General features: G+C 43.0%; 14 protein-coding genes. 6 read left to right on the forward strand and 8 right to left on the reverse strand.

All coding sequences use genetic code 11. From position 1 onward, the window contains the following. The first annotated feature begins 63 nt into the window (after window positions 1–63). The 3 genes from KA717_36060 (at window position 64) to KA717_36070 (ending at window position 827) form a co-directional block, all read left to right on the forward strand. Window positions 64–186, forward strand: a complete 123-nt coding sequence (locus tag KA717_36060; protein UXE60826.1) for an IS1-like element transposase — start codon at window positions 64–66, stop codon at window positions 184–186. A gap of 79 nt (window positions 187–265) precedes the next feature. Further along, window positions 266–664, forward strand: a complete 399-nt coding sequence (locus tag KA717_36065; GenBank protein ID UXE60827.1) for an IS1 family transposase — start codon at window positions 266–268, stop codon at window positions 662–664. Beyond that, entirely contained in the window at window positions 648–827 is a 180-nt protein-coding gene (locus KA717_36070; GenBank protein UXE60828.1) for a DUF29 domain-containing protein, read from the forward strand. Before KA717_36065 ends, KA717_36070 begins: the two co-directional genes overlap by 17 nt. A gap of 58 nt (window positions 828–885) precedes the next feature. Here the strand turns inward: KA717_36070 and murB are convergent, their stop codons facing one another. Further along, window positions 886–1,824, reverse strand: coding sequence for a UDP-N-acetylmuramate dehydrogenase (murB, locus tag KA717_36075; GenBank protein ID UXE60829.1), 939 nt, complete (start codon window positions 1,822–1,824; stop codon window positions 886–888). 112 nt (window positions 1,825–1,936) lie between these two features. After that, window positions 1,937–3,367, reverse strand: a complete 1,431-nt coding sequence (gene murC, locus KA717_36080) for a UDP-N-acetylmuramate--L-alanine ligase (GenBank protein ID UXE60830.1) — start codon at window positions 3,365–3,367, stop codon at window positions 1,937–1,939. A 397-nt stretch (window positions 3,368–3,764) separates the two neighbouring features. Here murC and KA717_36085 point away from each other — a divergent pair, with 397 nt between their 5' ends. Then, window positions 3,765–4,778, forward strand: coding sequence for a type I glyceraldehyde-3-phosphate dehydrogenase (locus KA717_36085; protein UXE60831.1), 1,014 nt, complete (start codon window positions 3,765–3,767; stop codon window positions 4,776–4,778). Between the two features lie 92 nt (window positions 4,779–4,870). Here KA717_36085 and KA717_36090 read toward each other — a convergent pair whose 3' ends face one another. The 3 genes from KA717_36090 to KA717_36100 all read right to left on the reverse strand — a co-directional run bounded on the left by KA717_36090 (window position 4,871) and on the right by KA717_36100 (window position 9,569). Continuing rightward, window positions 4,871–7,156, reverse strand: coding sequence for a DUF1796 family putative cysteine peptidase (locus tag KA717_36090; protein ID UXE60832.1), 2,286 nt, complete (start codon window positions 7,154–7,156; stop codon window positions 4,871–4,873). Window positions 7,157–7,284: 128 nt separating this feature from the next. Beyond that, window positions 7,285–8,955 carry a DUF3685 domain-containing protein gene (locus tag KA717_36095; GenBank protein ID UXE60833.1) on the reverse strand — a complete coding sequence of 557 codons (1,671 nt, stop codon included), beginning with the start codon at window positions 8,953–8,955 and terminating at the stop codon, window positions 7,285–7,287. Window positions 8,956–9,095: 140 nt separating this feature from the next. Continuing rightward, window positions 9,096–9,569: a transcriptional repressor gene (locus KA717_36100; GenBank protein ID UXE64887.1), complete on the reverse strand. Its 474-nt coding sequence runs from the start codon at window positions 9,567–9,569 to the stop codon at window positions 9,096–9,098. 972 nt (window positions 9,570–10,541) lie between these two features. Here KA717_36100 and KA717_36105 point away from each other — a divergent pair. Continuing rightward, window positions 10,542–11,822, forward strand: coding sequence for an ISKra4 family transposase (locus tag KA717_36105; GenBank protein ID UXE64888.1), 1,281 nt, complete (start codon window positions 10,542–10,544; stop codon window positions 11,820–11,822). Window positions 11,823–11,857: 35 nt separating this feature from the next. Further along, window positions 11,858–12,322, forward strand: a complete 465-nt coding sequence (locus tag KA717_36110; GenBank protein ID UXE60834.1) for a hypothetical protein — start codon at window positions 11,858–11,860, stop codon at window positions 12,320–12,322. On the opposite strand, the gene KA717_36115 is transcribed toward KA717_36110, so the two are convergent. From KA717_36115 to KA717_36125, 3 genes are all read right to left on the reverse strand, one after another. Next, window positions 12,319–12,648, reverse strand: a complete 330-nt coding sequence (locus tag KA717_36115; GenBank protein ID UXE60835.1) for a hypothetical protein — start codon at window positions 12,646–12,648, stop codon at window positions 12,319–12,321. The two genes, KA717_36110 and KA717_36115, sit on opposite strands and share 4 nt — an antisense overlap. A 236-nt stretch (window positions 12,649–12,884) precedes the next feature. Next, window positions 12,885–13,181, reverse strand: coding sequence for an alpha/beta hydrolase (locus KA717_36120; protein UXE60836.1), 297 nt, complete (start codon window positions 13,179–13,181; stop codon window positions 12,885–12,887). Then, window positions 13,135–13,443: a transposase gene (locus tag KA717_36125; protein ID UXE60837.1), complete on the reverse strand. Its 309-nt coding sequence runs from the start codon at window positions 13,441–13,443 to the stop codon at window positions 13,135–13,137. Before KA717_36125 ends, KA717_36120 begins: the two co-directional genes overlap by 47 nt. Window positions 13,444–13,571 lie beyond the last annotated feature (128 nt).

Here is a 13,571-nt window from a genome sequence, read left to right on the forward strand (position 1 = left end):
AGATGTCGTAATACAGAATGTAAGCGTTGCACATTTATCTTAAACTATACTTATAAAGGTTATTTGCCAGAAGTAAAGGAAAAGATTGCCGAAATGGCAATGAATGGTAGTGGCATAAGGGATACAGCCCGTGTGCTGAGGATTAGTCCATCAACAGTGATTAGTGAACTAAAAAAAAGAGTCTAGTTTAGTATTCGTCAACGAAAAAAAACTAGCAGAACTGGAACCCAGTCAGAGTATTGTAACGCTCTGCCAATGGAATGACGTGGAAGCAGAACTCGACGAAATGTGGGGTTTTGTGAAGAGCAAAAAAGAGCAAAGATGGTTATGGCACGCTATTGATCATAAGACAGGTGAGATATTAGCTTATGTTTTGTCTGGTCACAAAGACGAAGCATTTCTAAGGCTAAAAGAGTTGTTAGAACCTTTTGGTATTACTCAATATTATACAGATGGACGGGGGGCTTACGAACGACATATTGAGCCAGCATTGCATGAGGTGGGTAAGTATAATACTCAAAAAATCGAACGAAAGCACTTGACATTGAGAACTCGAATAAAGAGATTAGCGAGAAAAACGATTTGTTTCTCTAAATCTATTGTGATGCACGATATTGTCCTTGGATTATTTATCAATCGCTTTGAATTTGGATGTCTTATTTAGATGTGCTTCCACAGATTCAGAACACTACCATATCGTTGACTGTTATAAAAAAGCAAGACTAGATGCAGCGACAGAAACGAAACTCCCCTTAAAAACTTTTCCCTTAGAATGTCCCTTTACCGAGGAGCAAATCTTAACAGCCGGTTGGTTCCCCAATCCCTAAACTTATTAACTTGGGTTTTAAGGGAAATTTCCCTCCATTCAGTTCGCTTTCTGAAAAATTAGGACTTGAATTCTCCCAGAATTTTAACCTCTGGCTCTAACAGCAAGGAGCAATTCGCATAAACAGTGGATTGTACATGGAAAATAAGATTAAAAATATCTTGAGCCTTGGCATTACCAGCATTAAGAATAAAATTGGCATGACGTTGAGAAACTTCTGCTCCACCGATACGATGTCCTTTTAAACCCAAACCTTCAATTAACTTGGCGGCATATTGGGGCGTGGGATTGCGAAAGACGCTACCACAACTGGGTTTATCGTAGGGTTGGGAATTTTTGCGTTGATGGAGATTGTGGGTTGTTTGGGCCATAATCTCTTCCCTGGTAAAGCCGGGTTGCAACTGGAAGGTCGCTTCCACCACTAAACAGCGATCACCTTGGAGACGAGAGGTTCGATAACTAAAGCCTAAATCTTTATTACTCAAAACTTGCAATTGCCCATCAACAGACAAGACAGTTGCACTCACCAGGGTTTGGGAGGTGGATTGATCATGGGCCCCCGCATTCATAACAACGGCTCCTCCAATCGTGCCAGGAATACCTACCGCCCACTCCAAGCCTTTCCAACCTCGTTTTGCCGCTTGCCAAGCTGTTTTTGCGATCGGTTCTCCTGCCGCTACGGTAATTTGTCCCGTGGCTTCATTAAAAGAACTCTGACGGAGATAGCGAGTACTGACGACTAATCCTGAAATGCCCTGATCACTGACCAATAGATTAGAACCAGCCCCCAATACCGTTAAAGGCATATCCTGACCTTGAAACCAATCAAAGGCAGCATAAAGACCGGCGCGATCGCGGGGAGCAGTGTACCATTCTGCCAAGCCGCCGACCCGATAGGTCGTATAATCAGCGAGGGACGTTTGGGGATGAATGAGTGTATTTCCTACTTCAATCGGAGAAGTTAACAAAGTATGGGAGCGAGATGCAGTGGCAAGCATGGTAATTTGATTGGTGCAGTGTGGTATAGTAAGTAATTATTGAGTTTTTTCTTTCCGCAAGCAGAGTGAAAATTCCTGAAAATCAGACCTGAGCAAAATTATGTTGGTTTAATCAGGCACAGGCAGCAATAACATTGGGAATGGTTTGATTGAGATTACCTGCCCCTAGGAATAGGGCCAAATCTCCAGACTGTAATATTTTGGGAAGAAACTGAGTTAATTCTGTCAGTGAGGGTTGATAAATAACCTTGGGATGATGTTGACTCACCGCCTGGGCGAGGTCTTCCCCTTGAATGTTGTGAATATTGGTTTCTCCCGCGCTATAAATATCCGTCAAAATGACTAGATCAGCATCCTTAAAAGCACTGGCAAAGTCGGCTAAAAAGGTGTGGGTACGACTATAACGATGGGGCTGGAAAATAGCGATTACCCTTGTATATTTGCCATGATCTACTTTTTGACGAGCCGCATTCAGGGTGGCTAATAGTTCGCTGGGATGATGGGCATAGTCGTCAATAAAGGTAATGCCATTGCAGAAACCCTTACACTCAAAACGTCGTTTCGCACCACCAAAACCGGCGATCGCCTGAGCAATAATATTAAACTCTAAACCCACCAATCGTCCTACGGCAACAGCGGCCAGGGCATTACTAATATTATGATCTCCAGGAATATTTAGTTTCATCGTCCCTAAATATTGACCCCGTTCCCAAACTTCCACTTGACTGCCATTGGCATGATAGGAGATGCGCTTGGCCTGATAATCAGCAACCCGTTCAGGATCAAGACTATAGGTAATTTTAGGGGTTAAGTTATTGCGAACCACATCACAATCCACACAGCCAATTAAGGTTTCACAATGGGATTCAAACGTCTTAAAAATTTGCACCACTTCCTCTAGGCTGGCATAGTGGTCAGGGTGGTCTAATTCAATATTGGTGACAATGCCAATTTTAGGAAAATGCTTAGTTAAAGAACCATCGGACTCATCTACTTCTGCAATCAAGTAATCGCCTTGGCCCAGACGAGCGTTGCCATCCCAAGCATCCACTTCTCCCCCGACGATAATGGTAGGATCAAGGCCAGCCTGAAGCAGCACATAGCCAATCAAACTACTGGTGGTGGTTTTTCCATGAGTACCCGCCACACCAATGCCTCGATATTCTCCAATCAGAGCCGCAAGAACATCAGAACGGTGGAAAATCGGACAATCTTTATCTAATGCTGCTTGGTATTCGGGGTTACTGGCCGCGATCGCCGTAGAACAGACAACTTGAGGTAATAATCTGGCTCGATGCCGACCATTGCCATTGACCTCAAAGTTCATATCCGCCGAAGGCTTACTACCCGCCCCCACGGCCACAGGTATTTTTGCTCCCGTATTAACCTGCAAGGTTTGAAAAACATTTAGATTACTGGCCTCTTGCTGCGTAAAAATATGAGCACCAACGGACTGCAAACGTTCTGTAATATGACTAGCTCGAATATCTGAACCCGAAACAGGGAAACGACGCTGGGCTAAAACGTAAGCCAGGGCAGACATCCCAATTCCCCCCACACCAATAAAATGGAAAGGCCGTCCACTAAAATCAACCGTTTTCACTGTAAATACTCCTCACGTGCCACACACTAGATATAAATGGGATTCCCACTCAATACGCGTCATCATAGCAAAAACTCTTACTTTGGGAATAAGTATTTTGGCCATTAAATTGGGATTTAGCCGAATTATCACCTCCATTGCGATTGGTCCTACTGGATTCCACTCTAAGGATAGAAACCTCTGATTCTTGACCTCAAACTGTTGTAGAAAGTGCCTTAAATGACTTTTTTCTGCGAAAATTGAAAATCGGGGATCGAAGTGATCTGCCTTTAGGATATGATTGGTGTCATTAAAACTTGTTTAATGTACTGAGCTAAAACACAGAGGGCAAGACGAAGTGATTAGAGTTGCGATCAATGGGTTCGGACGTATCGGACGAAACTTTTTGCGATGCTGGATAGGACGGACTAACAGCCAAATTGAAGTTGTAGGGATTAACGATACCTCTGATCCCAGAACCAATGCCCACTTGCTAAGATATGATTCGATGCTAGGCAAATTGGTTGCGGATATTAGTGCCGACGACAATTCTCTGACGGTTAACGGTAAAACCATCAAATGTGTCTCCGATCGCAATCCTTTAAATCTACCTTGGGCTGATTGGGGCGTTGATGTCATTATCGAAGCCACTGGGGTATTTATTGATTATGAAGGGGCAGGTAAGCATTTAAAGGCGGGAGCCAAAAAAGTACTTATTACTGCACCAGGTAAAGGATCCAATATTGGAACCTATGTTGTTGGAGTCAATGATAAAGACTACAGCCATGATCAATATGAAGTGATTAGTAATGCGAGTTGTACGACGAATTGTCTTGCACCAGTCGCCAAAGTTTTACATGAACAATTTGGCATTATCAAAGGCACCATGACGACAACCCATAGCTACACTGGCGATCAACGTATTCTAGATGCCAGTCATCGGGATTTGCGTCGGGCCAGAGCGGCGGCTGTCAATATTGTTCCTACCTCTACTGGGGCGGCTAAGGCTGTTGCCCTTGTTATCCCTGAACTGAAAGGTAAATTAAATGGCATTGCTTTACGGGTTCCTACTCCCAACGTTTCCATTGTTGACCTGGTAGTGCAAGTTGAGAAAAACACCATTACTGAACAGGTCAATCAAGTCCTACGGGAAGCATCTGAAGGCGAACTGAAAGGCGTTTTAGACTATACCGAATTACCTTTAGTCTCCAGTGATTTCCGAGGAACCGATTGTTCTTCCACCGTTGATGGTGGTTTAACAATGGTGATGGGGGGTGACATGGTTAAGGTGGTCGCTTGGTATGACAATGAATGGGGTTATTCCCAACGGGTTGTTGATCTAGCAGAAATTGTTGCTAAAAATTGGAAATAGTGGCAGGCAAGTGCCGGGATTGAATTTATTTCTCTCCTTTCCTTGCTTAAGATGCCATTGTTAGATCAAGAGCAGGTGTAACCAAGAGCAGGTTATGCTTGCTTTATCTTTGGGATTTTAGGAGGACACCAGAATAAATTTTGGCTAGAAACCCCTAACTCGGTCAAAATAGTCCCCATCACCTGGGCACAGTCTAACCAATGCTCGACATCAGCATACATTCGATCTGGATTAAAGTCTAAATTGTAGTGAATGACCTGGGGCAAATTGGCATATTCTTCTGAGGATTGGGGGGATAGAACTAAAAGGCGAAACGGTTTTCCCTGACATTTTTCAGTTAGTTTTTCCATCAGATCGATCACACCAGCGCGATCGCAGAAACCATTACGAACAAACAGTAACTGATCACTATGACGAATTGTGTACCAGAAACGCTCTGAACGGGCCTGATAACGGCTGTACATCCGAGCATGGATAGGAGTGGGATTATGTACGGGATCTTCGTGATCTTCCACCTCATGGGCAAAAGACAAACCTGACCAACGACGATGATAAATCCGTTTTTCCTGGGCATTGTAGTCCAAGAGGGCTGGGTTCCACATATCCTCAAAACCCTTGGCAATCATATCAGCCACATCACCCAGATTGGTTGTGCGAGTTAGGTCAAAGGGAAAAGCGGGGCCATCGTATTCCAACTTATAAAGCAACATCCTAGCCGCACATCTCGCCCCCAAAGGCAGGATCGCCACCCGACTAATAGCCGACAAAGGACAACGGTAAGCAAAGACAACGGAAGATTTAGGGGGAATCTTGACTCGACTTTCCAAACCATCGGGGCCAATCATCAACGTCCGAAAGGGAAGATCCGGATTATCGGCATCGTAATAAACGCCGGAGGGCATGGCTTTAAACACTTCCTGCACTTCTTGCCACATGGGATGGACATTATATTCGCGCTCCGTTTCATTAATGACCCGTAGATGCTGTTTATCCTCCTGCAACAGTCCTAAATGACCATCGTAAAAGAGCAGTTGAGCCTGATTGGGGGAAAAGAGGTTAAAGGCTGCGCTATATTCGAGGCTGGTCTGGGGAGGAATTTCGAGTAAGGTTTCGATCTCCCCGTCCTCGGATACCGAAAAATAGGGCAGCGTAGCAGATTGATGATTTTGGGCAATGTAAATCCCTGGAATTAAACCCGCCCTGGCTTGCAGATCGGTTTGCAGTTCTCGCCAATAGGGTGCGATTTTATAGGGAAAAGGAGAAGGATTAATAATGCGTAGGCGTTTCTCCTCTGGCCAGGCTGAGATTTCAAAATCATTATTATCCAGATAAACGGGAACCCCATTTTGCTGTTGATATTGTTGTCGTTCTAGGGCTAACTCAGCCTTGGTGACTTGAAACAGATTGAGATCAATAGCCTGATACATTAACTGATGACCCCAGGTATTCGGATGGGACGGATCAAAAGAAGCCTCTGGCCGCCAACGTCCCTTACCATCTCCTAAGACAGCCAACCAATTGAGAATGGGAATCCCCCAATTAGCCAAGCGATTGTGGGTATCCCAGAGCAACCAATGATGTTCAGGGAAATAATCGCCGTGGGGGTAAAGTCCTCCGAGAATAGGACGCGCACCTAATTCTCTGGTCATTTTGACTAAGTGCTGTAATCCGCTTTCAAAACGTCTTTGTACTCCTCGACGCTCATAGGGTTTGCAGGTGGCCAGTCCTTCATTTCCTAGGGAAAGGGCAATAATGACAATATCTGGTTTTTCTGGGGCCACCACTCTCGGAAACCGATAAATAGTACTGCCAACATTGGCTCCCGCTTCCGACACATTCACCACCTGATGTCCTTGCGCTTTTAAGGTTTGGGCCAATTGCCACGCCCAGCCTTTTAGTAACCAAGATTTCTGACCCTGGGCCACAGAGCTGCCAATAATGACAATTTTTAGTCCGTCGGTGCTTTCTTCAGTCGGTGCTTCGGCGATCGCTTGATGTAAGTAGCCAAAAGGATGGGGTTGAATATAGCCAAAGGCACCATCATCTACCGTAACGTTTTGGTTTCGTGTCTCTGGCTCAATGGCTAACCAACGATTACTACCCCAATTTTCCCATTCAATCTCACCCATTTCATCCAAGCAGAAATACTTATATTCGATGATGGGATGTTCATCAGGATTGGTTTCTAAAAGACTAGTCTCTGATGCGACGCTCTGATGTAAATCGAGAAGCTCTGTCCACCATAATGGATAGGCTGCGGCACTGGTTCGCAGGGGAATGGCTCGCTTAACATCCCACTCACCTAAGGCTGGGGTAGAACCGACAAGGGCGATGGATTTGCCTTCTTCAGTGTTGGCATTGAGTTGAAATCGATACATACAGTCTGGACGGGCGCAACGTTATAAAGACAGGATTCTAGAAGTGATTTTCTGGAAGTTGCGTTGACAATAACACATAACCTCCCCCCTGTCTGTCTAGAGAAAAACGATTACTGTTTCTTAACCTGTCAGAATTTATCAAAATTACTGCTGCGGCTGCGGCTGTAACGGGTTTCCTGCCAACTATTGCCAATTCCCTGAAGAATGCCCTTAATCATTAATCCGATCGCTCTACCAATCACCTGGGTCAAGGCAAACACAAAACCCTTGCCTAAAAATTTAACGAGCGATCGCAGTCGGGGTGAAAGGGCATCTCGTAATTCCAGTAGTAACGTCACCGTTCTAGCCAAACCTTGCAACTGGGCTAATTCCGCTTGTCGAGGGGAATAAACGGTGGTGAGGGCAATGCCTTGGGGCGAAAAATAAAACAGTTGATAGTGACTTTCAAAAATATTGGTGGGTTCTAGCCAATATCGGTTCAGTTGATAATGCCAGGCGAGGTTATTGCGAAATTTAGCAATTTCCCGTGAGGATAATAAATCCGTTTGATAAAGGGTTTGTTTAATTTCTTCATTATCAGAAAAGTAATTTAAGATAAACACCATAACACTATTGGCTAACTGCACAATTAAATGATGAAGATATAATTCCAGACGACTCAAATTTTCAAAAGGCTTGGCTTGGCCATTTTCTGGTTCACTACTCAAACTGATCCCTGATGTTTCTGATGTCTCTGTAAACAATAAATATTGCAGAATTTCAGCAACAAAGGGGATTTTATTTAAACTTTCTGTTTGAATCAATTCTCGATAAGGGGTTAAAATTGCTTGAATCGTATCAAGACGATAGGAACTTTTGGGACTACAGTATTTACCAAAGAAAGACAGCGTAACCGTTTGCCAGATTTCCACTAACATCGGACTAAAATTATCAGGTAACTGCTCTGGTGTAATCTCTAGAGCCTGAAGTTCCCTCACCACTGTTTGAACCTGATTTAAGACCAATAGCAATAATTCCTGACGTTTTAAATCCTGTAAAATATCTAATTCTAAGGGTGTTGAAGTCAGATTTCTCGTTAAAATTTGCAGGTTAGCGTAGGTTTTTTGAATGAGGAAAGAGGAGGAGTTATAGCTTTCGATAATGGATGAGTTGGAAAGTAGAGGAGGAGACGGGGAAGAGGGGGAAGAGGGGGAAGGAGGGGAATAGGGGAAAGAAACTGCTAACTGTTGGGTTTGCCACCGTAAAGAGGCAGGCATCAGATGTTTGACTAACCATTGAGCGGTTTGTAGTTCTCGTTTGCGTCCAGACCAAAAGAGTTGATCAAAACCAGAAAGGGTCGTTTGCTCCAGAACTTCTTCTACGGCTGTTAAATGGTGATCAATTTGCCCTAAGCCGGATTGAAAAAATGGCAATAACCACCGATATTGAGGAGACAGTGGGGTTCGAGGGGAGGTAGTGGGAGCATCTAGCCAATCCGTTTCTCCCTGATAAATCTTCTCCAGACCGGTGACAATGCGGGCGATCGCCGTTCCCTTGGGAAAATAACCTTCTATGCCCTTGGCTTTAGCCTTTAATAACTGAGAATAGTCCAGACTGGCAGTTAATAAACAAATTTTAAGATCGGGATAGGTACGACGCAACGACTGACAAAGTTCCCAACCCGAAGTAGAACTGTGGAGAAAAAGCGGATCGAGAAGAACCAGATCGGGAACTTGATGTTTGCATTGCTCCCATAACGCTTGGGCATTATCGACTTGACCTATAACCTGCACCTGGGTCTGATTTGCCAAGGCTGTCACCAACCCCAACCGAAAAATTGGGTCTTCGTCAACCAACAATAGTGTAAGAGGGCGATCGCTCACAGATTTTAGCCAGAAAAGAAATAGCGTTCGTTAAAAGACTAACTTAGAAATTGAAGGAATTGTTAATCGTCATGAACTTAACGTAAATTGAAAGCCTTGTTTGGCAGCGTTGGCAATGGCTCTTTATAACCAAAAAAATCAATACGATAGTCTGTAATCTTAACGCCGGTTTGAGCCTCAATGGTCGCTAGAAGATCGGGGGGTAATTCAATATGAATATCGATAATTTGCTGGGTATCTAAACAATTAATATGACTATGGGAATCGCTAATGTGGCCGTAGAGCCGACCATCACAACGTTCCACGCACTCAATAATTCCTTGACTCGATAATGCTTCTAAATTCTGATAAACCGAAGTATGGCCAATGTTTTTACCTTGCTGGTTCAGACGATCATAGATTTCCCTGGCTGAAAGATGTTCCTTGGCCTGCCAAAGCAACTCTAAAATAAAACGCCTTTGCCGACTGACCCGCATTCCCAGAGTTTGACAACGATTGAGTGCGTCACTTAGGGAGTAAATTGGCCGCAGCAACCCTTCGGGATTCTTCATAAGGAAAAAATGGGAGTTTGGAAACTCAGCGTCTTCAGACCTGAGAGGAAAAACGCAGATCGGGAATTTATTCCCCATAAAGGGGGAGACAGGAAGAGGTACAGTTCCTATCTCACTTCTAAGCTGAAGTCCGCCTATCCTGTACGACGTAAGGTTCGCTTCGCCAATGTTATACTCTAAACGGCTAAGAAATGGACTTCTAAGAAAAAACTGAAATCCATAGCTGACAAGGCTTTCTGGTATTTTCAAAAAGTCAAGCTCCAACCCGTTCAGAGTATATCTGAGCTTGTTAGGTCAACTACACTGTCTTACCCCTCGTAAAACTGTTTAATAGTTGACGATAGAGCCACAAACTAGCGACGCATTCGTGGGTATCTTGACTCAGATAACGTAGTCCTCGAAGAACTTAGGCTGGTCAGCTAACTTCAGTTAGAGGCACGAGAGCCGCCGTCACTTCAGTGCGGGGTGCTGACAGGGACAGGAAACCAGGATAGAGGATTTGACAGTATCTTAAACTCATACCCAGTTTAACTTATCCGTTCAAACTTGTGCAATATTCGTGCAATGGCTAAATCTAGACCGAATCTGGGGACTGAGGGATTGTGTTTCTTGAAATAAGAAATTGACTTTAATTCTCGTTATCAGAATTAGCAAACAATGGAGAAAATTCGATAATTATTTGAATCGACAGAGAGTCGCTATCATTAATAAACATTTAAATAAGGTCATCCATCCTTTACAATAACAGGGAAATCCATCTTGATGATTTGTTGACAGTCTTTAATCCTTTCTATGACCTATATTGCTTGGCTCATGTTCGCGCTCTTTTTTCCTGCTTCTCTAGGTATTTTGGGTCAAGTCCTTACGCCCCAACCCCTTCACCATCAATTGTTGGCCCGGGTGTGACCTTTAGTTGATGAAGGAAAAGAAAAGTGTTAACATGGGATGAAAAGTGACAAAGAGGAAACAATGATGACAGCAAAACTAATTAATGTAGAGGGTTCAAAGATAAAAATAGAACTAACATTAGAACTCAGTCGTTCAATGTTGGATACAGAAATAAATATTCAAAAAGGCTTAAACGAAGTAGGTTGCATCGCCAGCAAAGAAGCCTTGAAATATTTAGATACAGATGGTTCACCCTTAAAAATCGGTGAAGAAATCTGGAAGAGTAAGGGAGAGCAACCGAAAGAATATCAAACACCTTATGGTGAGGTTATAGTGAATCGTCATGTATATCAGCGTTCAGTAGGAGGAAAAACGTATTGCCCCTTAGAAAGAGAAGCAAGGATAATCATAACATCAACGCCATTATTGGCAAAACAGGTATCCTCAAAAATGTCAGGGATGGCAGGCAAAGAGGTGAAAAATGATTTATTAGAAAATCATGGTAGAAAAGTAGCGCTATCCTATATCCAAAGATTGAGTGAAGCAGTAGGAAGTGTGGTACAGGCAAAAGAAGAAGCGTGGAGTTATGCCCCGCCCAAGGAGGATAGCCAAATTGCAACAGTGGGAATAGGATTAGATGGAACCTGTATGCTGATGTGTGAGGATGGCTACCGTGAAGCAATGGTGGGAACCGTTTCCCTATACGATAGTGAAGGCGAACGTCAACATACAATCTATCTAGGTGCGGCACCAGAGTATGGAAAAAAGAGTTTTCTAGAAAGATTAGAAAGAGAAATTGAGCGAGCGAAAAACCGTTATCCAGAGGCAACATTGGTCGGGATAGCAGACGGGGCAGAATCAAATTGGAAGTTTTTAGAAAAGCAAACGGAAGAACAGATATTAGATTTCTATCATGCCTCTGGTTACTTAGGTGCCTTGGCAGAAGCGTTGCATCCGAATACCGTGTCAAAACAAAAAGAATGGTTGACTGAAAATTGTCGAGAACTCAAGCATGAAAAAGGAAAAGCAGGAGAACTGCTAAATCTGATGAAAGAAGTCAAAGAAGAAAAAAGTCATTCTAAGAATCTTACCGAGAAACTACAAGCGGCGATTACTTATTACGAGAATCATCAGCATCAAATGGATTATGCTGAATACATAGAGAAAAAGTATCCGATTGGTTCAGGTGTTACGGAAGCAGCTTGTAAGACGTTGGTCAAACAACGATTATGTTGTTCAGGGATGCGATGGAAGGAAAAAGGAGCAGGAATTATTTTGAGCCTACGAGCTTTGGTATTGACCAAGGAACGATGGAGTCAATTTTGGGCAAAACTTGATCAATATGGGTTCCCTGTAGAACCCTGATTACAACAGCTTTTATCAACTAAAGGTCGCACCCGTTGGCCCTCGGTTTATTTCTTTTGGCGATCGATCAGGCTCGAATGGCCGTAGTCGATTTAGAACAGATTGCAATGGTCAAAAACCAAACCCTCGATCCGCGTCTTACCCGTTTTTATTGGGTAACAATTAGTACCATTATTATTGAATTAATGGGTTTTTATTTAGCTTCTCAATATTTAGGGATTGGCATTCTCTTCGTTTTAGGTAGCCAGGTTTGGTTTAATGCGATTGTCCATATTCAGATTGATCCTGTTCAGGCAAATCCCATTCAAGAAAAGCCGAATATGGAAAAGAGCCTACTTTTTTTAGCTAATTTACTGGGAATGATACTGATTGGTCTTTGGATCGCAAGAATTACACCTATGGCTATTGTGTTAAGTCTTTGGGCGATCGCGATCGCCTATGGAGGAATTAAAATTGTGCAATCTTTCCCAATCCGACTCAACCAAAATGAGAACCCTTAAGCAAAAAATCTCTCCGTCAGATCCCGTTGACCAAAGCGCAACCAGAGCCAGCTATTTAAACCGAAGCAACTTAAAGAGAGGGTCAGTAAAATGAAGGTAACGGGCGTAACCACGCCAATAATGAACCAAGTTCCCACATGGAAAAGCATTAAACCCGTAAGTAGAACATCTAAGCTAACAGATAGGGTAAGAGATAAACGGCGACGCTGAAAAACAACAAAAAGTAAAGATTGCAGGGTTGTGATTAAGATGGCTGGAACGAGGAAAGCACAGATCGAAATACAGTAAGTTCGAGAAAATTCGCTGGCTAGTGTTAAAAAAGACATTTTTATAAAATAACAATCCTGATTATCCAACTATTATAGCAAAAAATGAGGATTACGGTAAAACTCAATCTTCACAAAATCACTGTTTTGGATGGTATATCTTCCTTAGAATCCAAGGAATAGGAGAATAAATTGCTAAAGTTTCTCTAATATTTTTCGGAATATTTATTTTTTTTAAGATCCAAATATGATCATGATCATGCTCAAAAGGCAATACTTTCTTTTTTTGCCAATTTTCAGGTAATAAAATCGAGAATTGCTGTTGCCGTTTCGGTTGCTTTTTCTAAGTGGGGAACATGGCCACATTCAGGAATCCAACATAATCGACTCTGGGGAATCCTTTGTTGGAATTTGGTAGCCGCTTTTGTTCCTAAAATTTTGTCCTCTTCGCCCCAGATAATCAGCGTTGAGGGTAATAAGGTGGGTAACAGAGCTGCAAAAGAGTCGTAACCCCCACTCTTGGTAAAGGCAATTAAGCTGATACATTTATGCGACAGAAAGCGATATATTACCGCATTTTGCAACAATAGCATCACCCTCGTTACTGAGAGTGAAGGTCGTACCCGACAAAGCCTTGAGCATAATACCCAAAGCACCATTCCAATCGCGTGGAATAACGTGGTCACAAACGGGACATCGAAAAACCTTAGAACCACCTAGTTTTGTGTGGATATGTCCGCATTTCATACAAGTTTTGCTGGTAAATTCTTCTGTCACGTCAAACACCTGACAGCCACTTAACTCAGCTTTATTTTTAAGGACTTGTTTGAACCGATAATGCGCCCAGGTCAACATTTGTCGGGCAGTTTTACTTCTGATTTTTCGCTTGGAACGATTGGTCATTTCTGACGTTTCAAACTTTGGCAGCAAGATAGCTGGATATTTTTTTGTTAAGTAGGGCTTGCTGAAAAAAGCTGAAACCT

This window comes from Woronichinia naegeliana WA131 (genome assembly GCA_025370055.1).
GTDB classification, from domain to species: domain Bacteria; phylum Cyanobacteriota; class Cyanobacteriia; order Cyanobacteriales; family Microcystaceae; genus Woronichinia; species Woronichinia naegeliana.

Bases quoted from the DNA above. Each gene is read 5' to 3' on its own strand.
- KA717_36120 (UXE60836.1), bottom strand. From the start codon at position 13,181: ATGCTATTGTTGCAAAATGCGGTAATATATCGCTTTCTGTCGCATAAA.
- KA717_36100 (UXE64887.1), bottom strand. From the start codon at position 9,569: ATGAAGAATCCCGAAGGGTTGCTGCGGCCAATTTACTCCCTAAGTGAC.
- KA717_36125 (UXE60837.1), bottom strand. From the start codon at position 13,443: ATGTTGACCTGGGCGCATTATCGGTTCAAACAAGTCCTTAAAAATAAA.
- murC (UXE60830.1), bottom strand. From the start codon at position 3,367: ATGTCTGCCCTGGCTTACGTTTTAGCCCAGCGTCGTTTCCCTGTTTCG.
- murB (UXE60829.1), bottom strand. From the start codon at position 1,824: ATGCTTGCCACTGCATCTCGCTCCCATACTTTGTTAACTTCTCCGATT.
- KA717_36105 (UXE64888.1), top strand. From the start codon at position 10,542: ATGACAGCAAAACTAATTAATGTAGAGGGTTCAAAGATAAAAATAGAA.
- KA717_36115 (UXE60835.1), bottom strand. From the start codon at position 12,648: ATGTCTTTTTTAACACTAGCCAGCGAATTTTCTCGAACTTACTGTATT.
- KA717_36090 (UXE60832.1), bottom strand. From the start codon at position 7,156: ATGTATCGATTTCAACTCAATGCCAACACTGAAGAAGGCAAATCCATC.